The following is a 24,410-nucleotide window of genomic DNA, read 5'->3' as shown; positions in this document are numbered from 1 at the left end:
TGATTTACATCACATTTCCCCGCACATCGAGGGGGGTCGGCCTGGCATGGTGGGGACATGTCCCTGGCCTCCACCGAAACAATTCGGATCCTCGGCGCCCGCGAGCACAATCTGCGCAACGTCTCGATCGACATTCCCAAGAACAAGATCACCGTCTTCACCGGGGTCTCCGGATCCGGCAAGTCCTCCATTGTTTTCGACACCATCGCCATCGAATCCCAGCGGCAGCTCTACGCCACCTTCCCGGCCTTCGTCCTGAACTTCCTTCCACGCTACGAACGTCCGCACGCCGAGGCCATCGAGAACCTCACCGCGCCGGTCATCATCGACCAGAAGGCGGTCGGCGGCGGGCCACGCTCCACGGTCGGCACCATGACCGACATCTACGCCCTGATCCGAGCCCTGTTCGCGCGCTTCGGTTCTCCGTCCACGGGATTGGTCTACGACTATTCCTTCAACACCCCGCAGGGCATGTGCACCGAGTGCGACGGACTCGGCGTGGCCATCACCGCCGACCCGGGCAAACTCGCGGACCGCACCAAATCGCTCAACGAGGGCGCACTACTGATACCCGGCTACACCGTCGGCAGCGGCGACTGGCAGCTGTACGCCAACTCCGGCCGATTCGACCCGGACAAGAAACTCGCCGACTACGACGACGCGGAATGGCACGACCTGCTCCACGGCACCGGCGGCAAAGTGGAATTGTCTTTCGCGAAAGGCACCTGGAAATCCAATTACGAAGGCCTGGTCGACAAATTCACCCGCACCCGGCTCAAGCGCGACACCTCGGGGCTGTCGGAGAAGACCCGCGAACAGATCCAGCGCTTCCTCACCGAGGGCGTCTGCGCGGCCTGCCACGGGGCGCGCCTGAATCCGAAGGCCTTGGCCACCGCCATCAATGGACGCAATATCGCCGACTGGGCGCGACTGCAGATCACCGATCTGATCGAGGTCCTCGGCGAGATCGACGACCCGGCCGCCGTCCCGCTGGCCGCGGCCACCCAGGTCGCGCTCGAACGCGTCGCCGCCATCGGGCTGGGCTACCTGAGCCTGGACCGCGCCACCTCGACCCTGTCCGGCGGCGAGGGCCAGCGCCTGAAGATGATCAAACACCTGGGCAGCACGCTGGTCGGGATGACCTACATCTTCGACGAACCCAGCGTCGGCCTGCACCCGCGCGATGTCGGGCGGCTCAACCACATGCTGGAGGCGCTGCGGGACAAGGGCAATACCGTACTGGTCGTCGAGCACGATCCGGATGTCATCCAGATCGCCGACCACATCGTGGATGTCGGTCCGCGCGCGGGCGTCCACGGCGGCGAGGTCGTCTTCACCGGCAGTTTCGCCGAGTTGCGGCAGGCCGATACCCCCACCGGCGCGGGATTGCGCCGCGCCTTCCGGGTCAAGGAGAACTTCCGGTCCGCGACGGGCGCGCTGACGGTGGCGAATGCCAACGCGCACAATCTGAAAGATGTCACCGTCGCCATTCCGACCGGCATCCTGACCGCCATCACCGGTGTGGCGGGGTCGGGCAAGAGCAGCCTGATCCGCGACGAATTCCTGGTGCGCTACCCGGAATCGGTCTTCGTGGACCAGTCCGCCATCGCCGCGTCCTCCCGGTCCACGCCCGCCACCTACCTCGGGCTCATGGATCCGATCCGCAAGCTGTTCGCCAAGGCAACCGGCGAACCGGCCGGTCTGTTCAGCTTCAACTCCGACGGCGCCTGCACCGAATGCGGCGGCCGCGGCGTCATCATCACCGAGATCGCCTACATGGACCCGGTCACCACCCACTGTGAATCCTGTGACGGGCGGCGGTTTTCCGATCGTGTCCTCGCACTCACCCTGCGCGGCAAGTCGATTGCCGATGTCCTCGAGCTCTCCGCCGAGGCGGCCGTCGAGTTCTTCCCCGAGAAGGCACTGAATGCCAAGCTGCGCACCATGAACGAGGTCGGCCTGGACTACCTGAGTCTGGGCCAGGCCATGAGCACCCTCTCCGGCGGCGAACGCCAGCGCATCAAACTGGCGACGCAGCTGCAGAACACCGGCACGGTCTACGTCCTCGACGAACCCACCACCGGCCTGCACATGTCCGATGTCGACACCCTGCTCACGCTCATGGACAACCTGGTCGAGCGCGGGAACACGGTCGTGGTCATCGAGCACAACCTGGACGTGGTCGCACACGCGGACTGGGTCATCGACCTCGGGCCAGACGGCGGCAAGAACGGCGGCGAGGTCGTGTTCACCGGTACCCCCGCCGAACTGCTCACCGACCCGGCCTCGCTGACGGGGGAGTACCTGCGCCGCTACAAGTCAGCCTGATGAAGAGCGTCACGAGGATCGATCGTCCGCGGTGCTGGCGGCCCTCCACGCTCTGGCTTCATCGGGATTGCCGCGGCGATTGAGGAGTTCGGCGAGACCGGCCATGGCCCGGGGGTCGCCCTGGGTCGCGGCGGTACGCCACCAGTGCTCGGCCTCGGTGAAATCTCCCCGGCGATAGCGGAAGACGCCGAGGTCGTAGGCAGCGCCCGGATGACCGAATTCGGCTGCCTGCGTCCACAGTTGGCACGCTTGCTCCTCGTCGCCGCGGCTCTGCATGGCCACGCCCAGCTCGTAGAGCGCGTTCTGGTAGCGGCTGGCATCGGTGGGCAGGGCCGGGGACGGCGAGGTGGAGCCGATGGTGAGCTCAAGGACCAGTTCGCCGAAGTCGGGTGGGCCGACGCCGGTGCTGCAGTGCAGGACCGTCATGGCGGATTCGCGGGCGATGAGCATGCCGTAGTTACCCGTCCAGGAAACGGTGGCCTCGGTGTCGTCCACCCAGACAGGGGTGAGGGTGATGGCGGCATCGGTCTCGGCCGGGCACACCTGTAGCTCGATGCCGCCCGACATGGCATCACTCCAGACGTCAACCCCCCTGAGCCGGCGGCCTTCCAGCAACACATGTCCGCGCTCCACGGCGAGTCCGATGCCCAGGCTGCGCACGCCGGGGCGCGGGGCGGCGCTGCGCAGGGTCAGCCGGACCGTGGTGGGGGAGCCGCCGAGACCCTCCGAGTGCAGGGGGTAGACCTGCGCTCCGTTCCAGGTCACCGGGTCTGCGCTGTCGTATCGGTCCGCCAGTGTTGGTTCGGTCGTGCCCGGCTCGGCGTACGAATACGACCCCTTCATCTGCCCCGCCTTCCGCCGGTGCCCGGTGATATTCGGGGCTACCGTAGTACCGATGCCACCTTCTGCGTCCCGGATTTGCCAGCTCCGCGATCCAGCAAACTCCTGGTCGCATGACCGGCATCTTTCCGGGCGTCCGACCGGTGCCCGGTGTACCGATTTCGCCGATCGATCGACGTGGCGGCTACGTCCACGCGGTGTGTCGTTCTTGCGGACGGCCTGGTGTCATGTTGAATCGTCGGCGACGTACCAGCGAACGAGTGAAAGGTAAGGACATATGGCTCTGCCCACCATGACCCCCGAACAACGCTCCGAGGCGCTGGCGAAGGCCGCGGCGGTTCGTAAGGCCCGCTCGGAACTTATCGCGCAGGTCAAGAAGGGGTCGGTCAGCCTCGCCGAGGTGCTCAAGCGCGCGGACAAGGAGGACCTGGTCAAGAAGACGAAGGTGGCGGCGGTCATCAAGGCGCTCCCGGGCATCGGCCCGGTCAAGGCGGCCAAGCTGATGGACGAGGCCGAGATCCCCGCGGACCGCCGTATCGGCGGCCTGGGTTCCCGGCAGCGTGCCGCGCTGCTGGAGGCGCTGAAGGCTTGAGATCGGGGGGTGGCCTGCCGGGTCGCGAACCGGCCCGGCGGCGACCACTCCCACCGCCTCCGAATCCTCGGTGAACGCGCAGGACATCGACCGATTTGGTCCAGGCGGTCCGATCCGATAACCTTGCTGAGCATCACCGGTCCGGGTGGCGGAATGGCAGACGCGCTAGCTTGAGGTGCTAGTGCCCGTATTAGGGCGTGGGGGTTCAAGTCCCCCTCCGGACACAGTCAGTAGGCCCACGGGCGGTTTTGGAGCAGTTTCCACCAAAACCGCCCTTTTTCATGGTCACAGCCCGCCGAGGAAATCGACCATCTGCCGAATCTTCTCCCGGCTCATCCTGTGGTGCGCAACGGATTTCGCCTCGATCGTGGCGGACTGCGCGGGTCCCGAGGTCCAGCCTCCGCACCGCGATAGAACCCCGAACTGAAACACCTCTCACAAAGTGGCGAATTCCGTGCTGCGCCTGCCGAGTTCGGTGATCACCGTATCGAACTCGGGTCATCCGGGCGTGCGTGGCGTCGGCGAGATGAAACACGTGTTGACAGCGCGACGGCGAGCCTCATAAACTCGATATCGATTCGAATTTGACAAAGATGGGCCGGGTTCCGGACCTGATTCATCGCCGAGGTCACCGGAACGAAGTGGCGTCCACGGCGGCGGAAATATGTCGACCACCGGCCCTCGAGGGCGTGGCAGGTAGTTGTGCGCCGCAGGCAGTTCACAAACACCACGACACCGAGGTGGTCAAGCCAATCGAGAGTCAGGAGTGATATGACTGCGCACGAAGAGACCCCAGAGGTAGTTGTCGTCGGCGCCGGCCACCAGGCCCCGCAGGCTCGCCTCGTCCTCCAGCCCCTCCGCGATACCCACCAGGGCGCGCAGCAGATACGCGACGGATAAGCCGCAGTGCCGAACTCGCCGGCCGCCCGGACGACGATCTGGTGCACGAACCACTGCTGCCGAACCCCGACCGCGTGCGCATTCGCGTCTACGCCACCCAGTCCACCCACAAGACGCTGACCGCGCTGCGGCAGGGGTCGATGATCCATGTGTTCGACGACGACTTCGCCGGGCGCGCCGAGGGCGCCTTCCGCGAGGCGTACATGACGCACACCTCGACCTCGCCGAACTGCACCTGGGCGTAGTGGTGCGATTTGTGGCAGTTGCGGTCGACCAGCACCACATCCCCGAACGCCACCAAGGCCTGGGTGACGATCTTGTTGGCGGTCGAGGTGCCGTTGGTGACGAAGTAGGTCCGGCGCGCTCCGAACGCGCGCGCCGCCAGTTCCTGCGCCTCCCGGATCGGGCCGTGCGGTTCCAGCAGCGAATCGAGACCACCGGCGTTGGACGAGGTCTCGGCCAGGAAGATGTTCAGCCCGTAGAACTCGCCCATATCCCGGATCCACTGCGAGTTCACCACCGAGTTGCCGCGCGAGATCGGCATGGCGTCGAAGACGCCGGTCGGTTTCCGCGCATAGGCGGTCAGCGCGGAGAAGAACGGGGTCCGCCGGCGCCGCGCCACCCCGCGCAGGATCGTCAGATGCAGATCCAGCACATCCTCCTGCAGGACGAGCCCCCGGCCGATGGTCTCGGCCAGCCGGGTCAGTTCGGCGTACGCCCCCGTGCCGGCCAGCTCCTGCGCCCGCGCCACCAGCCGGCCGCCGGGGTAACTGTGGTAGGGCTCGAGCAGGTCGGCGTCGGCGAGGTAGCGCTCCAGTTCCGCCACCTCGGTACCCGCGTCCGGGCCGAGCGCCGCCAGCCGCAGCGCGGTATCGGCGATGTGCCACCAGATGTCGTATGCGCGACACTGTTGTACGCCGACAGCTCCCGCCCGGAATCGCTGTCGGCATGGTCGGCCTCCGTGCTCACCACCGCGCCCGATGGACGGATCCGGGTGCAGACCCCGGCCGGCGGTCGTGGCGCTCAACCGCGTTCGGCATCCGATCGCCACGCCCGGTGCCCGGGCAGGCCCTGGGAGGCATTGTCACCAGCGTTTCCCTCCGCTGCGTCATCGGCCGGCACCGCCTGTCGCTATTTCCGGTTCAGCTGCCAATCCGGTGGCAGCCCCTGGACTTTCGCGTCGGTGCCGCACGCCTCGATGGACACGGTTGCCGGACCCAGGCGGAGGTCCGTGAGCCGGATGACGCCCGCCCGGTCGGGCAGGCGCGGCGCGATGGTGAGGGTGCGCCCGGGGACGTCGGGCATCAGCCCCAGGAACGATCGCATGAGCAGCAGGGGCGCCGCGCTCGCCCACGCCTGCGGGGAGCACGAGGTGGGATACGGCACCGGGGAACTGAAATCGGAGCGCGCGAAGCCGCAGAACAGTTCGGGCGGCCGGGCCCCGAATTCCAGGATGGCCTCGAGCAGTCCGCTCGCGAGTCTCACACTCAGGTCCAGTGCGCCGGGGATGTGGCCGTAGCGCATCAGACCGGCCACCGCGATGGCCGTGTCGTGCGGCCACACCGAACCGGTGTGATAACCCATGGGATTGAAGTGACGAGCGGTGGAAGACAGTGTGCGCAAACCGAATCCGCTGTTCAGGTCCGCCGCGCCCAGCCGCTCGATCAGTTCGGCCGCGCGTTCGTCGGGCACGATACCGGTCCACAGGCAGTGGCCGGGATTGCTCGATCCGACATCGACCGGCTGCTTCGAGCCGTCCAGCGCCAGGGCATAGCAGCTGCTCTTCGGCATCCAGAAGGTCTCGTCGAAACGGGCTTTGAGATCGGCGGCCTGCGTGCGCAGCCGCTCGGCGAGGGCGTGGTCGCCGAGCTCCTCGGCCAGTTCGGCGCGGCCGATCCTGGCCGCGTAGACGTAGCCCTGCACCTCGCACAGGGCGATCGGCGGGTCGGCGAGGCGGCCGTCGGCGAATCCGATCGCGTCCCAGCTGTCCTTCCACCCCTGGTTGGCGAGGCCGCGGTCGGTCTTGCGCCGGTACTCGACGAAGCCGTCGCCGTCGAGGTCGGCGTCGGTGTCGATCCAGGCCAGCGCCGCGTCGGCGGCCGGCAGCAACTCCTGTACGGCCGCGGCGCCGATACCCCAGCGACGGCATTCGGCGAGCAGCATCACGAACAGGGGCGTTGCGTCGGCGGTGCCGTAGTACACGGTGCCGCCGAGCACCCGATCACTGCCGGGACCGTAGCGCCGCTCGTGCATGATGCGGCCGGGTTCCTCCTCGGTGAGCGGATTCGACTCGGTGCCCTGGAGTTTCGCCAGCTGGCGCAGTGTTCCCAGGGCCAGGTCCGAATCCAGCAGCAGCGCCATCCACGAGGTGAGCAGACTGTCGCGGCCGAACAGGGCCATGAACCAGGGCGCGCCGGCGGCCACATAGGAGGTGCCGTCGGCGGGATCGTCCAGGCGCAGCGCGCCGAGGTCGGTCTCGGTGCGCTGCAGGATGAGGTTGAGGCCGGCGCCGCTCGCGGTGAGGGTGGTGGTCGAGGCACGCCAGCGGCGGATCTTGTCCGCCGGGCTGTATTCGTCGTTGTCGTCGAAGTTCATCGGGACGGCCCGATGGTCGTTGATCGGCTGGCAGTGCACCACCGTCTGCCAGCTGCCGTGTGCCGGGACCAATACCTGCCAGGTCAGCGATCCGGGCTGAACCTCGGGGTCCTCGCCGGCGGTGATGATGACGCCACGCCCCTGCTGACTGCGGTCGGTGAAGCGCAGCGCCTGCTCGGTGGCGGCCGACTCGCCGCCGCCACCGCCCGCCCGGCCCTCCTTGACCGCGAACAGGTCCGCGAAGTCCGCCTCGGCATCGAGAACCACCGTCAGGGCGGTGTCCTCGTCGCCGAGATTCAGCACGCTGATGATCTCCTGCATTCCCTCACCCACGACGCGACGGCGCTGGACCAGCACCGTCGCGTCGGCGATACCGTGCGGTGGCGGCTTCCGGGCCACGAATCGCGCCCGGAAGGGTTCGCGCACCACCACCGAAAGCTGTTCCGGCGGAAGACCGTCCACGCGCAGCTCCCATCGGGTCAGGATGCGCGTGTCCCGGTAGTACAAACCGTGGGCGGTGCCGGGGTGAATGTCCCCGAGTCGGTCGGACAGGCAGAAGGTTCCGGCCTCGACGAGGGTGATCACGCCGGCGCCACCCTCGATGAGAACGGGTGGGCCGGCATTGAATACGCTCACGGGCGACCGCCCGGCGCCTGGCTGCTGAGGATCGGGGTCCCGGCGGGTACCCGTACCCGGACGCCGGTTCGCGACGCCCGTTCCGCCGCCATCTCGATGGCCCGGTGATAGGCCGCCTCGTAGCCCTGCGCGAACAGGTCCGTGGCGAACAGCCTTTCGACACGCTCCCGGCAGGCGTAGGGGTCGATCTCATCGGCGCGGGCGATGTATCCGGGTAGTTCGTCGGGATCGTCGCAGATCCATCCGGTCACGCCATGTTCGACGACCTCTTCCACCGCACCGCCGCGCAGCGCGATCACCGGTGTGCCACAGACCATGGCCTCGATCATGACAATGCCGAAGGGTTCTTCCCACCGAATCGGGAACAAAAGGCAGCGCGCGCCGGCGAGCAGATGGCGTTTCGCGGTCGCGTCGGCCTCGCCGAACACATCGTCGCTCTCGGTGAGCAGCGGCTCGATGTAGTTGTCGAAGAACTCGTGCTCGGGCGGCTCGTTGAGCTTGCCCGCCAGGACCAGGCGCACACCGGCGGAGTGTGCGGCGCGGAGCGCCAGGTGGGGTCCCTTGTAGGGCGCGTAGCGGCCCAGAAACAGGGCGTAGTCGAGCTTTTCGGTGCGGAATGGCCATTCCGAGGGGCGGATCGCGTTGTGCACGCGGCCGATCCAGTTCAGATCCGGCGCGAGCGCGCGCTGCCGGTCGCTGATCGCTACGAGCCGCACACTGTGATCGAGCGATTGGTAGTACTCGTGCATCTCGGGGTCGACCGGACCGTGCACGGTGACGACGGTTGGAATCCCGAGCCCCCGGTACGCGGCCGCGTTGGCCGGGCCGGCGAAGGTGTGATCGTGCACGACGTCCACCGGGTCCTCGGCGTGCAGTGCCTCGATGATCTGCCAGGTCTTCATGGCATTGACGATCTCCGGGTACGGCTCGCCGAGCCGCTTGGACTGGATCTCGTCCCAGACCCGGACGAATCGGGCCTTCGTACCGGCGTGGCCGGCGCCGAGCAGCGTGACGCGGTGACCCTGATCGACCAGCTCATCGGCCAGCGTGGCGACAACAGCCTCGATACCGCCGTAGCCGACCGGTGGGATGTCGAAATACGGTGGAGCGGCGAGAACGATATGCAGCGACCGCTTCCGGGAATTGACCGCGCCGAACACGGCGGAATTTTCGGGCTGAAGCTGCAGAAAGTCGAAGGCGTTCTCGAGTGAGGCATCGCACGTAAGTTCGCTACTCATTTCGAAACTCCTCGTCGTGAGTTGAACTGAGCCAAACCCTCGTATACGTTGCCACGAACGGCGCTGGTCGGCAAGTGATGTTTGTCCGATTTGGGCGGTCGCAATTCAAAAGTTATGTCGATGGTTTATCAGCTCGAATTGCGGGTATCCTTATCCACCCATCGAGCATGAAATGTATTTGCACCGTGAGGGATTCGCGAATCTCGGCAGTAGCGCTCGGCGAGAACCCTTTTTCTGCCGACTCACTCCGCAAGCACCTCGGGGAATCCGAACAATGCGACCAGCGCCGGGTCGTGGAACGAGATGACACCGCGAACACCGGCGGTGGTCGGAGCCAGGACCACGACGCCGTGGCCGCGGAGCACGCCATCGGTGTCCCGGTGGTACTCGATGGCGGCCGGCTGGCCGTTGGCCGTGGTGGGTAGCATCCGCCAGTCGCCGGGCCGGGCCATCACGTAGGTGTCGAGCATGCGGATGCAGTTCACCAGGCCTGCCTGCCAATCGCGGAACGGGGTCGCCTCGAGCGTCGCGTCGGCGCGCAGCACCTGCTGCAGGAGAGCGGCGTCGGCGTGTTCGAAGGCGGCGATGTAGCCGTCGAGCAGCGCCCGCGCCCGCTCATCGGACGGCTCGAGCAATTCCTCTGGCCCCGAGGTCAATTCGTTCAGGCGAGCGCGGGCGCGCTGCAGGCCGCTCTTGACCGCCGCGGTTGTGGTGCCGAGGATTTCGGCGGTCTCGGCGGCGGAGAAGGACAGGACCTCGCGCAGGATGAGGATGGCGCGCTGGCGGGCGGGGAGATGCTGGAGGCTCGCGATGAGGGCCAGGCGGAGTGACTCGCGGGCGACCACCGCGGCGGCCGGATCGTCCGCGGCCGGGGCGATCCAGCCGCCGGGGCATGGTTCGAGCCACGAAACCTCGCCCCGCGCAACGTGACTCGGCGCTCCCTCGGACCCGTCGCCGGGGCCGCCCAGGCCCGAGGGCAGGACTCGGATGCGACGCGGCTCGAGCGCCGACAGGCAGACATTGGTGGCGATCTTGTACAGCCAGGTCCGCATCGAAGCGCGGCCCTCGAAGGCGGCGTAGGAGCGCCAGGCGCGCAGGTATGTCTCCTGGACCAGGTCTTCGGCGTCGTGGGCCGAGCCGACCATGCGGTAGCAGTGCGCCAGCAGTTCCAGGCGGAATCGCTCGGTTTCGGCGGCGAAGCGGCTCCGATCGGCCGCCTCCGCCAGGTGCGCCGTCATGCGGCGAGTTTAGGCTGCCGCCGGGCTGCAGAATGGCTGCTTGTCATGGGCTGCTCTCTTTCCGGATCGTGTGCCCGCTGATCGGGTCCTCGCCCATTACGACCGGTACGGCGGTCCGAAGGAATCGAAACCCAGGTCAGCGGGTATCCGGAGTGATCAGGGCAGCAGGGCCAATTTGCCCATGGTGGCGCGGGATTCCATTTCCGCGAGGACCTTCGGGCCGTCGTCGAGATCATGGGCGGTGGGTCTGGTGGGGGCGAGGACACCTGCGGCGACGAGCGCGAACATTTCGGCCACGACCTCTCCGAAGACGTGAGGAGCGGCCTGGATCAGCACGCCGATATTGAGGCCGATGAGGTGAATCTGGTGCTTGTACACCAACTCCCAGTTGGTGACGGCGGTGTCGCCCCCTGCCACGCCGTAGACGACGACCCGTCCGGTGACCCGTTTGGCCGCGGCGAGGCTCGCGGTGAAGGTCGCGCCACCGGCGGATTCGAGCACCAGGTCGGCTCCGGCGCCGCCGGTCAGTTCCAGGACCTCGGCGGCGAGGTGCTCGGACCGCGAGTCCAGCATGTGGTCGGCCCCGAGTCCCCGCACGATCTCGTGTTTGCCCAGCGAGGCGGCGGCGATGACGGTCGCACCGTAATGCTTGGCCATGGCGACCGCGGCTTGTCCGGTCGCGCCCGCTGCGGCGTGAATCAGCACCGTCTCACCAGTGGCTATGCGGCCCAACGGTTTCAATGCGGCGAGCGCGGTAGGCCAGTTCACGACCAGCCCGAGTGCCTGCTCGGCGGTCCACCCGGCCGGGATCGGCATGGCCGAGGCCGCGGGCAGCACCGCGTATTCGGCGAAGGCTCCGGCCCCGACGCCGACGACGCGGGCCCCCGAAAGCGATTCGGCCACTTCGTCTCCCGCCGCGACGACCTCACCGGCGGCCTCGAACCCCGCCGTATATGGTGGGCGCGGCCCGCCCAGGAAGGTGCCGTGGGCCTGGGAGATGTCGGCGAAGTTCACCCCGGCGGCGGCGACCCGGATCAGGACCTCGCCCGGACCGGGAACCGGTACCGGCGCGTCGGTGATCAGACGCAGGTCCTGCGGTCCCTGCAGCGAGGTCTGTTGCAGGGCCCGCATGGTGGTGGGAATGGTCATGGCGATCAGCACTCCTTCTCGGTTTGTCACCAGGTAGACCGCTGCCACCGGAGAAAGGAATCGGTCGCCGGAGCCGGTCAGCCGATCGGCGCGACCGCGGGCATGGCGAAGCGGCCCGACAGGATGTCGGGGCCGGAGACGTAGGAGCGGGCGAAGAGGATCCTCGGACAGGTCTCATGGAACCCTCCTCGATAGATCCGAATTGTAAGTCGACTGCCTTAAGGCACATGCCTCGAGAGGACGGCTTGTCAAAGGCCGGTCTGATCCCCGCGCCTGGGTATTGACATCCGATCGGGAGGTCCACCCCAGAGTTCGAGAGTTCCGCTGACCGGGACTTATGCCACCGCTCAGCGGCAGCGGCGTTGCCGGGTGTGTCCGGCCCACGGGCCAGGTGCGCCTCGCTCGGGGACCGGGACCGGATCACTACGATGTCGGAGTGTCAGACGGCCCATCCACCAGGCAGATCCTGGCTTCGACCGCATTGCGCATGTTCGCCGAGCGCGGCATCGACGCGGTGTCGCTGCGTGAGCTCACCGCGGCCGCCGGTCAGCGCAACAAGACTGCCGCGCAATACCATTTCGGCACCAAGGAACAGTTGGTCCGGGAGATCTTCGAACAACACACCGGGCAGGTGAATCAGCGCCGCTGGGAGCTGCTCGCCGAACTCGGCCACGACAGCCGGCGCCTCGGCGCCGCGGAACTCGCCGACGCCCTGATCCGCCCGCTCGCCGAGCAGGCCACTCGCGCGGACGCCCACTATCTGCGCTTTCTCGCCCAAGTCTCCACGCCCCCCTGGGTTTACGCTCTGACCCAGGCCGATCCCGCCGTCACCGACAGCGTCCGGGCCGTCCTGGCGGCCCTGGCCGAGCGGCTCACCCGCATTCCGGCCCCGGTCCTGCGCACCCGCCTGTCGTTCAGCATGATGCTCGCCGTCCGTGCCCTCGCGGGTCTCGAACACGCCGCCCCGGCCGCCGACGACCCGTGCACCGCACTGTTCACCACCAACATCATCGACGCCACCGTCGGCATGCTCACCGCCCCCGTCTCGGGCACCGCCGCAGACCTTCTCACCGAGCTGCCCGACAACCCGTCGGACCCGGCCTGGCCGTGGCAGATCCTGATCGGCGCGGCCAGCGGCGACTAGCTGATCGTGGTTCCCCGCCGGATCCACGGATCCCGGCGGGGTTTCGCCCGCGGTGGTGAGGACGCGGTCGGCCATCGGCGCCGAACATGCTGGGGCGCAGGATGTCCGCCCGCTCCGGTCAGGCGATGGTGGCGGGTTCGCGGAGTGGGGTCAGGGCGTGTGTCCAGGCCAGGAGTTCGTCGATCACGCCGTGCAGGGCGGGGGTTTGCGGTGGCTGGGGCCGGAATTCGGCGTAGGCGACGAAGTCGTCGCGCAGGGTCAGGGCCAGCTGGGGGCCGATGTCGGCCATGCGCAGGACACCGGCCTGGGCGCGCAGCTTCTGGATCGCCATGACCGCGCCGTAGATGCCGTGGCCGACGTAGGCGACCGGCTTGCAGGCCCATTCGGCGTACAGATAGTCGATGCAGTTGGCGAGGGAGGACGGGGGAGCGGTGTTGTATTCGCCGGTCACGAAGATGAAGGCGTCGCAAAAGCCGACGTGCTCGGCGAAGCGGCGGGTGTGCGGGTGCGGGTGCTGTACGGGGGTGCGGGCCGCCGGGACGGGTTCGTCCAGCAGCGGGAGCTGGTGGTCCTGCAGATCGATCAGCTCGAATTCGGCTGTCTCGCCTGCATGTTCGGCGGCGATGGCCTGCACCCAGCGGGCCACCTTCTCGCCGTTGCGGCCGGGCCGGGTGCTGCCGATGATGATGCCGATTCTGGTCATGTCGATTACTCCTCTGGGTGGTGACGACTCGACGACACAAGTGGCCGCCGACCCCTCGCGTTGTGAGAGCCCGGCGCAGTGACGTGCGTCACTCGCCTGGTGTCCGGAACCGTCCGGGCCGCCGGGCGGTTTCCCGCGAGTGCGGTTCAGCCCACCGAGCCCTCGAATCGGCACGTGCCCTGGGATTTCGACCATCGAGCGGATGGCGATCTTTCTGAACGAGCTGCGCTTCAGTTCAGCGTCGCAACTCGAAAGCGCTGGCGCCCTTGCCTTCAGCGCGCGGGCCAGTCATCTCGTCCGCCCGTAGCATCGGGGCAGGCCAGGCAACATTCTTGTGCCGGAAGGCATTCGGGCACTCGGAGCCGGAACCGGTTCCTGACAACAGTCCTGACGATTGTCCCAGTCGTGTGTATGGTCGGAAGGGCATGTTTCACAATGGGGAGTGCCAGGGCTTTATGAGTAGTGAACGACCGCTATCGTCCTTCGAGTTCAAGCATTTCGACCCCGACGCCCGCTGGGGCGATGTGCCGAAAGCCGGTGTGCCGCTGTTCGTCGCGACCACGGTGCGCGGTGAGATCGATCCCGACGTCATGCGCAGGGTGCTGGCGGAATTGGCCGCCGACCACGCGCTGCTGCGCGCGGTCATGGTCCACGAGCCCGGCGGTGAGCCGGTCTTCCGGGTTCGCGAGGAGTACCAGCCCCCGCTCGAGGTCACCGAGTGGGGACCCGACGGCTATCAGCGGCTGGTCAACATCGAACAGAACTGGAGCACCGGCCTTTTCAAGGCTCACGTGCTGCGTGAGGGCGGTCTCGACCAGATCGTGCTGATCATGCACCACGGCATGTGCGATGGACGGTCGGCGCTGGCACTGCGCGACGACATGTGGCAGCGCTACGGCGCCCAGCTGGCGGGTTCGCCACTGCCGCCGTCGAATTCGGACAACACGCTGGTCGACGGCATCGATACGTTGCTGGCGGGCAGTGTCACCGAGGCCGAGGTCGACGACTTGGTCGCGATGCTGCGCGGTATCGCGGCTGCCGGTGACGCGGTGCCCGCGCCGCTCGAACTGCCCCGTGACGGCGACGGCGTCGGCGACCCGGTGGGCCGGTTCGCCACCCAGCGCATCGAGGTGGACCCCGAGCAGAGCGCGGCCTTCTTCGGTGTCGCACGCGCGCAGGGTGTTTCGGTCAACAGCCTGGTCACCGGCGTGGCCATGGTCGCGGTGCGCAGTCAGCTCGAGGCGGATTCCGGGCCGGTGCCGATGGTGTTCGGGCACGCGGTGGATCTGCGCGCCTCGCTCGCCGAGCCGATCCCGCAGTCGACGCTGCTCAATTGCGCGGGTGGGGTGGCCACCCCGGTCTTCGCCGCCGCCGACACCGATCCGATCGAGCTGGCCAAGGCGACCGAGGTGGCCATGCGCGCCGCCCTCGACGCCCGGTTCCCGGCCCTGTTCATGCGGGCCTCGCAGCGCGCATTCGACCCGGAGACCGCCGCGATATTCGGCGCGCAGCCCACGCTGGGTATGGCGAATCTCGGTGTGGAACAGACGCCTTCGATCCCCGGCGGGCTCGAATTCGTCTCCGATGAGGCGTTCGGCATGGCCAAGGGCATGCCGCCGAAGCTGACCGTGTGGACCGTCGCCGAGCGGCTCGTCATTCACGTCAACTACGACACCACCCGCAACAGTCACGCCCTGATGGGCCGCGTGACCGAGGCGATCCGGGAGCAGGTTCGTCGTGTCTGCGACGCCGACACGGATCGTGGCTGACTCGCGGCCGGACACGCCATGAGAGTTGCTGTCAGTCAAGAGAAGTGCATCGCAGCCGGTCACTGTGTGCTGCGTGCCGACCAAGTCTTCGACCAGCGCGACGACGACGGTGTCGTCGTGCTGCTCGACGAGAGTCCGGCGCCGGAGCAGGCCCCGGCCGTGCGAACGGCCGCCGAATTCTGCCCAGCGCAAGCCATCCAGATCGAGGATTGACCCGAATATGCCTGAGTCCAGCACCGAGGCCCCGGCCGAGCCGACCTTCTATCCCGGTCGCCGCGCCGCGAGCTGCCCGTTCGCGCCCGCCGCGGAGATCCGCGAACTCGCCGACGCCGGCCCGATCTCCAAGGTCCGGACCTGGGAGGGCAAGCAGCCGTGGCTGATCACGGGCTACACCGAGGCGCGCGAGCTGTTCGCCGACGCCCGCGTCAGCGCCGACAACCACCACCCCTCCTACCCGCACATCCACGAGGGGATGAAGACGGTCGCGGAGATGAGCCCGCGCACCATGTTCAACACCGACGGCCAGGAGCACGCCCGCTACCGGCGCATGCTGGCCAAGCCGTTCACCCCCAAGCGGCTCGAGGCCATGCGGCCCAATATCCAGAAGCACATCGACGAGACCATCGACGGCATGCTGGCGCAGGGCAACTCCGCGGACCTGATGAAGGCGCTGGCGCTGCCGGTGCCGTCGCTGATGATCTGCGAACTGCTCGGCGTCCCGTACGAGGACCACGCGTTCTTCCAGGAGGCCACCGAACTCGGCTTCGGCGGCAATGCCACCGCCGAGGAGCAGCAGCAGTCGACGCTGGAGATGCTCGGCTACCTCAACAAGCTGGTCGAGGCCAAGACCGAGAACCCGGCCGAGGATCTGCTCTCCGATGTCGCCGAACTGGTGCGCGACGGTGAGCTGCAGGTGTGGGAGGCCGCGCTGCAGACTGTCGGCATTCTGGTCGCCGGGCACGAGACCACCGCGAACATGATCTCGCTGGCCGTCATCGCGCTGCTCGACCGGCCCGAGCAGCTGGCGATCATTCGCGAGACCGACGACCCGCAGGTGCTCGGCAATGCGGTCGACGAGCTGATCCGCTACATGACCATTGTCGACACCGGGCTGCGGCGGGTCGCCATCGAGGACATCGAGGTCGGCGGTGAGGTGATCCGCGCGGGCGACCCGATCGTGTTCGACCTGGCCACCGCGAACTGGAACCCGGAGGTCTTCGCCGAGCCGGGCACCCTGGATCTGGCGCGCTCGAATGCCGCGCAGCACTTGGCCTTCGGCTCGGGCCGGCACCAGTGCATCGGTCTGCAGCTGGCGCGCATCGAGCTCGGCATGGTGCTGCAGACGCTGTTCCGGCGGGTGCCGGGGCTGCACCTGACCGTGCCGACCGAGGAGATCGATTTCAAGTACGATGCCATGGTGTACGGGGTGCGGTCGCTGCCCGTCGCATGGTGATGCGGTGACCGGCGCCCTGCCGTCAGGGCAGGGCATGCAGCCAGAGTCTGCTGCGGTCGGCCTCGGTGGTGGCCAGCAGCAGGCCTGCGGGCAGCGCGACCATGCGAGCCCCGGGCGCGCTCACCGGCAGGGAAATCTGCTGCCATTCAGTGCAATTGGGCGTCATCGACGCCAGTTGCACCACATGGTCGAGTGCCACGAGACTCAGAACGCGCGACGCGGTCGGCAGGACCTGCAGCACGTCGACCGTTGACGCGCCCGGACCGGGCACGGCGTCGGCCTCGGCCGACGGCCAGCACAGCACGTGCGGTGTGGCACCGATGGATTGGCCGAGCACCGTGCAGCCGGCACCGCCGCAGCCGACGCGCGCGGCGACGGCATTCGCACCGGGCAGCTCGCGACGCTGCCATCCGAGGCCGTCGGGCGAGGTCCACTCCAGTGGCCGAAGGATGTTGTCGCGCAAGGTTTCCCCGACGATGACGAAGCCCTGCGCGCCGGTACCTACCCCGGCCGCGCCGGTCTGTTCGCCAGGTGCGGACGACAACGCCGGGTCGTCCGCGTGGCGTTGCCAGTCGGCGCCGTCGGCGGAGGTCCAGTACGCGGCGCCGTAGCGGCCGTTGTCGCCGTCCCAGCCGCCCACCAGCAGATCGGTGCCGCTGCGCGCGGCCGCCGCGGTCACCGCGATGGCGTGCGGGCCGCCGAACATCTCCATGGCCTGGGTGTGTTCGGTCAGGCCTCGGCCGTCGCCACTCCAGATGGTCATGCGCGGATTGCTGTGCGCGCCACCGAAAGCCTGACCCAGCACCACGGTGTGCGTGCCGGTGCCCGCCGAAATCAGTTCCGCCAGTGCGCCGTACGGGCTGTCGGGCCGGACGGGGACGGATGTCCAGCGCATACCGTCGGAGGAGGACCAGGCGGCTGGGGCGCGTCCGTCGCCGGCCGGAATCGAGCCCAGGGCGAGCACGCCGCCCGCGATCGGCGCGAACTCCAGCACCCGCGCCCCGTGCTGCGGCAGCGATACCTCGCGCCAGGGCGAATCCGATGGCCGCGCAGCGCACCCGGCCGCGAGCACGAGCACGGCGACCATGACAATCGACCATCTCATTGGGACAGGGTGCCAGACCAATCCGGCGATTTGTCGGTTGTGCGCGTTTCCCGCGGGACCCGAACCGCCGCGCCGAGGCAAATCCGGGCCGCGCGCCGGACGGCGTGTGACGATCTCTCCTCGTGGCTGCTGTCCGGTTCACACGGATATGGATGCTGGTGGCGCTGGTGACGGCGCTGCTCCCACTGCATGCGCACGCCGATCCCATCTCGGATCTGCTGAATCCGGCACACGATCCGGCCAGCGTGCTGCCGTCGCCGCCGATCGACCCCTTCTTTACGCCCAGGCCCGGATTCGAGGCCCGCCCGCCGGGCAGCGTGCTCTCCGCCCGTACCACCGACAGCCTGTTTCCCGGCGCCCGCGCCTACCAGCTGCTGGTGCGGTCCACCGACTCCCACAATCAACCGGTCGCCATCGTGACCACCCTGCTGCTGCCGAACGAGGCGTGGAAGGGATCGGGCCCGAGACCGCTGGTGTCGTACAACCTTCCGATCTCCTCGCTAGGGCAGTCCTGTGCGCCCTCCACGGAACTCAAGCGGGCTGTGTCGGCCGATGTCGTAGCGATCCGGTTGATTCTGGCCAAGGGCTATGCGGTGGTCGTTCCCGACCATCAGGGCCCGCGGCAGGCATACGCGGCGGGGCTGATGGGCGGGCACGCCGTGCTCGATTCCATTCGGGGCGTGACCCGCGCGAACATGCCGGAGCTCGGGCCGGCGACGCCGGTGGTGATGACGAGTTATTCAGGCGGTTCGATCGCCACCAGCTGGGCGGCGCAGCTTGCGCCGACCTACGCGCCGGAGATCCGGTTGGCAGGCGTGATAATCGGGGGGACGCCGGCGGACTATCAGATGCTGCTGCCCGCAATGAACGGCAACTGGGGTACCGGGGTCCTGTTGGCGGCCGTGCTCGGGCTGGCGCGTGAGTACCCGGAACTGATGGGCCTGTTCAACGACAACGGGTGGCGGTTGGCGCGGATGTTCCGCGATATCTGCATTTCGCAGGAGACGGCGCTCGGGCTGATCGCGCCGCTGCGGGTGGACCAGCTCTCGGTCGTGCCGGATCCATTGAAACTGCCTGCGGTGCAGCGGATTCTGGAAGAGAACCGGCCCGGCCGCAGCGCGCCGGCCGCGCCGGTATTCCTCTTCCACGGCGTCAATGAGATCTTCGTTCCCTTCGCGGGCGCGCAGCACCTGTTCGACGACTGGTGCGCGCGAGGCGCCCGGGTGCGGTTGCAGCCGTTCCCGGGAGAGCACTTCATCGTCGGCGCGCTGTCCATTCCACTGACCACCGGATGGATCGAGGATTTGCTGGCCGGTCGGCTGGTGCCGCCGGGGTGCACCGGTCCGGGTCACTGACCATCCGCGGAAATTCCGCTGACATCGAGCAAAATATATTCGGTGTCGCTGCCATTGAGTAATCGGCATTTCACTTAATATCCGAATTACCCGCCATGGTGCTCGTTCCACTTTCACTCGAACCGTCGCAACCTGGTGAATGGATCATAGAATGACCGCCAACACACGTACGGCCGTGACCGCGGCATTGACCATGGTGGTGTTGCTGATATCCGGCGCGGGTATGGTGCGCGCCGATTCCCAGACGGAATCCGCCATTTTCAGCGTGCGGGATATCGATCCGGCGCGGACGCGAATATCGGTGTATTCGGCCGCCATGGACCGCACCGTCACCGTCGATGTGCTGCATCCCGCTGATGACGAGCCGCGCCCGACCAGTGGGATCCCGGGACCGGAATCACTGACCGACCCGCTCATGCCGCAGGCGGTGACCTTCGGTGCGGTGCTGGAATATCTGGTGCACGGTTGTACCGAATCGTTCCAGCGGCGATTGCAGGACCTCGGTGTACCGGCCACCGTCGTACTCCATCCGCTGGGCACGCATTCCTGGCCGTATTGGCAAGAGGATCTCCATGAATCGTGGCCGATTCTGGAAGCGGCGCTGACGGAATAGGCCGGTACCGCGCTGGGTGGTTGCTCAGTGCCGGGTCGGCCGGTGCCGAGTCCGGTCCGCGCCGCGGCGGTGGTGGGCCAGTTGCAGTTCGAGCAGTAGGCGATCGGCCGGGTCGTCGAGGTCGATGCCGGTGATGTCCTGGGCGCGGCGCAGGCGGTAGCGCAGCGTGTTGGGGTGGATGCGCAACGCGGTGGCCGCGGCCCGCACGTCGCCGTGATGACGCAGGTAGTGGTCGACGCTGGCCTCGAGTTGCGCGGCGTGACCGCGGTCGTAGTCGAACAGGGCGGTCAGGCGCGGGTCCTCGAGTTCGGGGCGGGCGGCGATGAGATCGAGGATCTCGCCCAGCAGTACTGCCGTACGGGATTCGGCGAGGGTGGTCACCCGATCCTTCGGGAAGCCCGCCGCGGTGCTGTCCAGGACGCGGTCCACCTCGAGGCGGGCGCGGGCGACGTCGGTCAGCTCGGCGACGGGAACGGCGATGGCGGCGCGCAGGATCGGGGCGCCGGTGGATTCCAGCTGGTCGACCAGCTGCCGGGTCCAGGCGGTGACCGCGCGGGCCGAATGGTAGCGGGGGAGCAGGATGTAGGCGCGGTCGCCGATGAGGGTCGCCAGCGAGTCGCGGCGGAAGGCGCTCGCGCGCAGGCGAAGTGTGCTGCCCAGCGCCGACAGTTCCGCGGCGGCGGGGGTCGCGCCGGAGGATGCGAACCCGATGAGCGCGGCCGGGCCGGTCACCGGGATGCCCAGCGCACTCGCCACCGACGGCACATCGACACCGCCGCCGCGCGCGCCGAACAGGCGCTGGATCAGCAGCGCCTCGGTGGAGGGTGCGTCCAGGCTGCGCGAGATGATGCGCGCGGCAATGGCCGACGCGCCCCGCAGCACTTCGGCCGCATCGGACTTGAACGGCCGCTCGCCCTCCTGCAGCCAGATCGATCCGAGCACGGTGGCGGCACTGCCCTCGCCCGGCCGCCGAATCCCCACGGCCAGACGGTGTTTGATGTCGAGCTCGGCGTGCGCGGGCAGGTCGACCACCTCGTCGGTGTGCCGCAGCCGGTCGAAGACACCCCACTGCTGCAGGATCCGCAGATACTCGCGCGGCCCCTCCCGGCCCAGGATGGATTGGATCCGCAGCCGGTCCGCGGCATCGTTGGAGGCCGAGTAGGCGAGCACGTGTGAGTGCGCGTCCTCGATGGTGACCATGCCGCCCGCGTTCTGCGCGATGATCTGCGCCAGCCCGAACAGGTCGGTATCGGCAGCCAACAGATCCTGGTCCGCGCTGTCGCGGGCCGGGCCCGTCCGATCCAGCATCCGCCGGATCAGCGGGTACACGTGATCCCAGCGGGCCTGTGGATGCACCCCGACCACCGCCACCCCCGCCCGCAGCGCGGCCAGCCGCAACCCGCCCGCCGCGGCCGCGGACTTCGACAGCACCGCGCGGGGTCGTTGCGCCGGTGCCCGCTGGGCGACCTCCTCGAGCCACCGCACGGCCGCGGCCTCGGCGATCCCCACGTGCAGGTACATGTCCGACATGGGTGCGTGCGCAACGGTTTCCGAGCTCAGGTCCGAACTGTCGACCAGCGCCACCGACCGGATGGCCACCTCGTCCCCGAGCGGTGCGTCGACCAGTTCGACGAGCGTCGTGCCCAGTGCCCCCAGCAGTTCCCGCAGCGCTACTCCGGGTCGGTCGAGCTCGGCGGCCCGCAGACCGGTGGAGGTGTGGCGTTCATCTGCGGTCATGCTGTCTCCGGTGTTCAAAGCCTGGGTACTGCCGCGCCGGCACGCTCGGCCCTGCGGGTCATGGCCGGAACAGCGCCATCGATCCAGGCACGAGCGCGTCAGCGGTGTTCTGCCGAACGTACAACAGGTGCGGTGGTTCTTTGGCCGATCGGCTCAATATCCGTGGCACGATTCGGGGTTGACTCGGCGTACTCGCCCGGTGACACGGGCCACAATCCGCCAGGAGGTTGTCATGGACGCCGTCACAGTCACTCCACCGCCGGTGAACGAACCGGTGGGGACCTTCGCGCCCGGCACCCCGGAGCGCGCGCGACTGCAGGCCGAGCTCACCGAACTCGCCGCGACGCCGCTCGAGATTCCGCATGTGATCGGTGGGCGGGAGCGGCGGAGTGCGGGTGAGGTGGTGGATGTCGTGCAGCCGCACCGGCATTCGGCGGTACTCGGGACCATCACGGTGGCCGAGGCGCGGGATGCGGCCGACGCCATCGAGGCGGCGGCTGCTGCGGCGCCGGGGTGGCGGGCGCTGTCGTTCGACGAGCGGGCGGCGGTATTCCTGCGGGCCGCGGATCTGCTGGCGGGGCCGTGGCGGGAGACGGTGGCGGCGGCAACCATGCTGGGGCAGTCCAAGACCGCGTATCAGGCCGAGATCGACGCGCCGTGTGAGCTGGTGGATTTCTGGCGGTTCAATGTGCACTTCGCGCGCGGGATCCTGGCCGGGCAGCCGATCTCGACGCCGGGGGTGTGGAATCGGGTGGAGTATCGGCCGCTGGAAGGGTTCGTGTACGCGGTCACGCCGTTCAATTTCACCGCCATCGCGGCCAATCTGCCGGCCGCGCCGGCGCTGATGGGCAATACGGTGGTGTGGAAACCCTCACCCACACAGGCGTTTTCGGCCTATTGGACGATGCGGCTGCTGGAGGCGGCGGGCCTTCCACCGGGCGTGATCAATCTGGTGCACGGCCACGGTCCCGAGGTGTCGGCCGTGGCGCTGACCGATCGGCGGCTGGCGGGCATTCACTTCACCGGGTCGACGGGGACGTTCCAGCGGCTGTGGCGCACGGTCGGGGAGAACATTGCCGGCTACGACACCTATCCGCGGCTGGTCGGCGAGACCGGCGGCAAGGATTTCGTGGTTGCGCACAGCTCGGCGGATCCAGACGTGTTGAGCACGGCGCTGATTCGCGGGGCGTTCGACTACCAGGGGCAGAAGTGTTCGGCGGCGTCGCGGGCGTTCATTCCGAAATCGGTGTGGTCACGCATGTCGGGGGACTTTCTGGGCAAGGTGTCGGAGCTGACCTACGGCGACGTCACCGACTTCACGAATTTCGGTGGGGCGCTGATCGATCGGCGCGCCTTCGACCGCAATGTCGATGCCCTCGAGCGGGCCAAGGCGACACCCGGTCTGACCGTGCTCACCGGCGGGCGCGCCGACGACAGTGTGGGTTACTTCGTCGAGCCGACCGTCCTGCTGGGCGAGGATCCGGGTGACGAGGCGTTCCGGACCGAGTACTTCGGGCCGATTCTGGCCGTGCACGTCTACGACGACGCGACGCCGGGCGGGTTCGACGCGGTGCTGGATCTGGTCGATCGCGGGTCGTCGTACGGACTCACCGGCGCGGTGATCGCCGACGACCGGACGGCGGTCGCGACGGCGTCCGAGCGACTTCGGTACGCGGCGGGCAATTTCTACATCAATGACAAGCCGACCGGCGCGGTGGTCGGACAGCAGCCGTTCGGCGGGTCGCGGGGCTCCGGCACCAATGACAAGGCCGGGTCGGCGCAGAACCTGCTGCGCTGGACCTCGGCGCGCACCATCAAGGAGACCTTCGTGCCGCCGACCGATCACCGGTATCCGCACCAGGCCGTGGCGACGGAAGCGGGGGAGCGCTGATGTTCACGACCGTGCTGCGTCCGGCGCTGCTGGCGGCCTCGCGGTCGCCGCGGATGGAACGGACGGTGACGGGGCTGGCATCGACCCGGAAGATGGTGCGGCGCTTCGTCGCCGGGGAATCCGAGGCGGATGCCGCGGCGGCCACCGGGACGCTGCTCGACTCCGGGCGGTACGTCAGCCTCGACTATCTGGGCGAGGACACCACCGACCTCGCGCAGGCCCGCGCCACCGTCGCGCATTATCTCGCCCTGCTCGAAACCCTGGGTGTTCTGCCCGGGTCCACGGGAGAGGTACGGCCGCTGGAGGTTTCACTCAAGCTCTCCGCGCTGGGCCAGGCGCTGCCCCGGGACGGCCACGCCATCGCCCTCGAACACGCCCACAAGATCTGCACCGCCGCCGCGACGGCGGGGGTCTGGGTCACCGTGGACGCGGAGGACCACACCACCACCGATTCCACCCTGTCCGTCGTGCACGCGTTGCGGACGGACTTCCCCTGGGTGGGCACGGTGCTGCAGGCGTACCTGCTGCGTACCGAGGGCGACTGCCGCGACCTGTCCGGTCCCGGATCGCGAATCCGCCTGTGCAAGGGCGCCTATCGCGAACCGGCCGGGGTCGCGTACCAGGGCCGCGACGAGGTGGATGCGTCCTATCTGCGCTGCCTCGACATCCTCATGCGCGGCCTGGGCTATCCCATGGTGGCCACCCACGACCCGGTCATGCTCGATGCCGCCGCCCACTATGTGCGGGCGGCACGGCGGTCGCCGGACCGCTTCGAATTCCAGATGCTCTACGGCATCCGCGACGACGAGCAGCAGCGGCTGGTCGCCACGGGCGCGCACCTGCGCACCTATGTGCCCTACGGCGACCAGTGGTACGGGTACTTCATGCGCCGATTGGCCGAGCGCCCGGCCAATCTCGCGTTCTTCCTGCGCTCGTTCGGACCGGGCGCAGGACGCTGAGGATTTCCAGCGACCGGTTGGGCAAGGATGTTCACCCTCGAAGTCGGCGATACCGACACCCCATCGGGTTGAGACCCCGCCCCGTCCGGGCTCCGCTGGGCCGAGCGCAGGGCACCGGCCGGGCCCGCGTAGCGCACCGGAGCACGTTACCTATGGGTGAACTCC

General features: G+C 68.2%; 19 protein-coding genes, 1 tRNA gene and 2 pseudogenes. 12 read left to right on the top strand and 10 right to left on the bottom strand.

Features of this window, described 5'->3' with window-relative positions:
• Positions 1-57 precede the first annotated feature (57 nt).
• Complete coding sequence (locus ACFXHE_RS07665) at positions 58-2,328, top strand: ATP-binding cassette domain-containing protein (RefSeq protein WP_379380913.1); 2,271 nt, start codon at positions 58-60, stop codon at positions 2,326-2,328.
• A 9-nt stretch (positions 2,329-2,337) separates the two neighbouring features.
• Here the strand turns inward: ACFXHE_RS07665 and ACFXHE_RS07660 are convergent, their stop codons facing one another.
• A complete protein-coding gene (locus ACFXHE_RS07660; RefSeq protein WP_379380911.1) occupies positions 2,338-3,171 on the bottom strand; it encodes a tetratricopeptide repeat protein in 834 nt (277 codons plus the stop codon).
• A 274-nt stretch (positions 3,172-3,445) separates the two neighbouring features.
• Here ACFXHE_RS07660 and mihF point away from each other — a divergent pair, with 274 nt between their 5' ends.
• Together mihF and ACFXHE_RS07650 are read left to right on the top strand one after the other, a co-directional pair.
• On the top strand, positions 3,446-3,760 hold the full coding sequence (mihF, locus tag ACFXHE_RS07655) for an integration host factor, actinobacterial type (RefSeq protein ID WP_354832585.1): 315 nt from the start codon (positions 3,446-3,448) through the stop codon (positions 3,758-3,760).
• 139 nt (positions 3,761-3,899) lie between these two features.
• A tRNA-Leu gene (locus ACFXHE_RS07650) sits at positions 3,900-3,984 on the top strand.
• A gap of 520 nt (positions 3,985-4,504) precedes the next feature.
• Here the strand turns inward: ACFXHE_RS07650 and ACFXHE_RS07645 are convergent.
• Entirely contained in the window at positions 4,505-4,714 is a 210-nt protein-coding gene (locus tag ACFXHE_RS07645) for a hypothetical protein (protein ID WP_379380909.1), read from the bottom strand.
• Between ACFXHE_RS07645 and ACFXHE_RS07640 the strand changes: the two are divergent.
• Positions 4,708-4,890, top strand: a pseudogene (locus ACFXHE_RS07640) (hypothetical protein); the annotation flags it as partial. The gene ACFXHE_RS07645 and the pseudogene ACFXHE_RS07640 sit on opposite strands and share 7 nt — an antisense overlap.
• Here the strand turns inward: ACFXHE_RS07640 and ACFXHE_RS07635 are convergent.
• The 5 genes and pseudogenes from ACFXHE_RS07635 to ACFXHE_RS07615 all read right to left on the bottom strand — a co-directional run.
• Positions 4,884-5,318, bottom strand: a pseudogene (locus ACFXHE_RS07635) (ornithine decarboxylase); the annotation flags it as partial. The pseudogenes ACFXHE_RS07640 and ACFXHE_RS07635 sit on opposite strands and share 7 nt — an antisense overlap.
• Before the next feature lie 473 nt (positions 5,319-5,791).
• Complete coding sequence (locus ACFXHE_RS07630) at positions 5,792-7,891, bottom strand: glycogen debranching N-terminal domain-containing protein (RefSeq protein WP_379380907.1); 2,100 nt, start codon at positions 7,889-7,891, stop codon at positions 5,792-5,794.
• Positions 7,888-9,129: a glycosyltransferase family 4 protein gene (locus ACFXHE_RS07625; RefSeq protein WP_379380905.1), complete on the bottom strand. Its 1,242-nt coding sequence runs from the start codon at positions 9,127-9,129 to the stop codon at positions 7,888-7,890. Before ACFXHE_RS07625 ends, ACFXHE_RS07630 begins: the two co-directional genes overlap by 4 nt.
• A gap of 242 nt (positions 9,130-9,371) precedes the next feature.
• Complete coding sequence (locus ACFXHE_RS07620; protein ID WP_379380903.1) at positions 9,372-10,367, bottom strand: RNA polymerase subunit sigma-70; 996 nt, start codon at positions 10,365-10,367, stop codon at positions 9,372-9,374.
• Positions 10,368-10,523: 156 nt separating this feature from the next.
• Positions 10,524-11,516: a zinc-binding dehydrogenase gene (locus ACFXHE_RS07615; RefSeq protein WP_379380901.1), complete on the bottom strand. Its 993-nt coding sequence runs from the start codon at positions 11,514-11,516 to the stop codon at positions 10,524-10,526.
• Between the two features lie 436 nt (positions 11,517-11,952).
• On the opposite strand from ACFXHE_RS07615, the gene ACFXHE_RS07610 reads away from it, so the two are divergent.
• Positions 11,953-12,660, top strand: a complete 708-nt coding sequence (locus ACFXHE_RS07610; RefSeq protein WP_379380899.1) for a TetR family transcriptional regulator — start codon at positions 11,953-11,955, stop codon at positions 12,658-12,660.
• A 118-nt stretch (positions 12,661-12,778) separates the two neighbouring features.
• On the opposite strand, the gene ACFXHE_RS07605 is transcribed toward ACFXHE_RS07610, so the two are convergent.
• On the bottom strand, positions 12,779-13,363 hold the full coding sequence (locus ACFXHE_RS07605; RefSeq protein ID WP_379380897.1) for an NADPH-dependent FMN reductase: 585 nt from the start codon (positions 13,361-13,363) through the stop codon (positions 12,779-12,781).
• A 455-nt stretch (positions 13,364-13,818) separates the two neighbouring features.
• Between ACFXHE_RS07605 and ACFXHE_RS07600 the strand changes: the two genes are divergently transcribed.
• The 3 genes from ACFXHE_RS07600 to ACFXHE_RS07590 are packed head-to-tail and all read left to right on the top strand — an operon-like array spanning position 13,819 to position 16,585.
• The gene (locus tag ACFXHE_RS07600; RefSeq protein ID WP_379380895.1) at positions 13,819-15,132 is read left to right on the top strand and encodes a condensation domain-containing protein; all 1,314 of its coding nucleotides are present in this window, start codon (positions 13,819-13,821) and stop codon (positions 15,130-15,132) included.
• An 18-nt stretch (positions 15,133-15,150) separates the two neighbouring features.
• Positions 15,151-15,345 (top strand): ferredoxin, encoded by a 195-nt coding sequence (locus tag ACFXHE_RS07595; RefSeq protein WP_379380893.1) that lies wholly within the window; start codon positions 15,151-15,153, stop codon positions 15,343-15,345.
• Complete coding sequence (locus ACFXHE_RS07590) at positions 15,341-16,585, top strand: cytochrome P450 (RefSeq protein ID WP_379381398.1); 1,245 nt, start codon at positions 15,341-15,343, stop codon at positions 16,583-16,585. The genes ACFXHE_RS07595 and ACFXHE_RS07590 overlap by 5 nt, the downstream gene beginning before the upstream one ends.
• Before the next feature lie 22 nt (positions 16,586-16,607).
• Here ACFXHE_RS07590 and ACFXHE_RS07585 read toward each other — a convergent pair whose 3' ends face one another.
• On the bottom strand, positions 16,608-17,690 hold the full coding sequence (locus ACFXHE_RS07585) for a hypothetical protein (RefSeq protein ID WP_379380891.1): 1,083 nt from the start codon (positions 17,688-17,690) through the stop codon (positions 16,608-16,610).
• Between the two features lie 122 nt (positions 17,691-17,812).
• Here ACFXHE_RS07585 and ACFXHE_RS07580 point away from each other — a divergent pair, with 122 nt between their 5' ends.
• Complete coding sequence (locus ACFXHE_RS07580) at positions 17,813-19,045, top strand: lipase family protein (RefSeq protein ID WP_379380889.1); 1,233 nt, start codon at positions 17,813-17,815, stop codon at positions 19,043-19,045.
• A 151-nt stretch (positions 19,046-19,196) separates the two neighbouring features.
• Positions 19,197-19,658 (top strand): hypothetical protein, encoded by a 462-nt coding sequence (locus ACFXHE_RS07575; RefSeq protein ID WP_379380887.1) that lies wholly within the window; start codon positions 19,197-19,199, stop codon positions 19,656-19,658.
• A 24-nt stretch (positions 19,659-19,682) separates the two neighbouring features.
• Here the strand turns inward: ACFXHE_RS07575 and ACFXHE_RS07570 are convergent, their stop codons facing one another.
• Positions 19,683-21,395: a PucR family transcriptional regulator gene (locus tag ACFXHE_RS07570; protein ID WP_379380885.1), complete on the bottom strand. Its 1,713-nt coding sequence runs from the start codon at positions 21,393-21,395 to the stop codon at positions 19,683-19,685.
• A gap of 232 nt (positions 21,396-21,627) precedes the next feature.
• On the opposite strand from ACFXHE_RS07570, the gene pruA reads away from it, so the two are divergent.
• Positions 21,628-23,286, top strand: a complete 1,659-nt coding sequence (pruA, locus tag ACFXHE_RS07565) for an L-glutamate gamma-semialdehyde dehydrogenase (RefSeq protein WP_379380884.1) — start codon at positions 21,628-21,630, stop codon at positions 23,284-23,286.
• Positions 23,286-24,245: a proline dehydrogenase family protein gene (locus ACFXHE_RS07560; RefSeq protein WP_379380882.1), complete on the top strand. Its 960-nt coding sequence runs from the start codon at positions 23,286-23,288 to the stop codon at positions 24,243-24,245. Before pruA ends, ACFXHE_RS07560 begins: the two co-directional genes overlap by 1 nt.
• Positions 24,246-24,410 lie beyond the last annotated feature (165 nt).

It is taken from the genome of Nocardia sp. NPDC059229 (genome assembly GCF_042754165.1).
Taxonomy (GTDB): Bacteria; Actinomycetota; Actinomycetes; order Mycobacteriales; family Mycobacteriaceae; genus Nocardia.
This window is presented reverse-complemented; position numbering and strand designations above follow the sequence as displayed.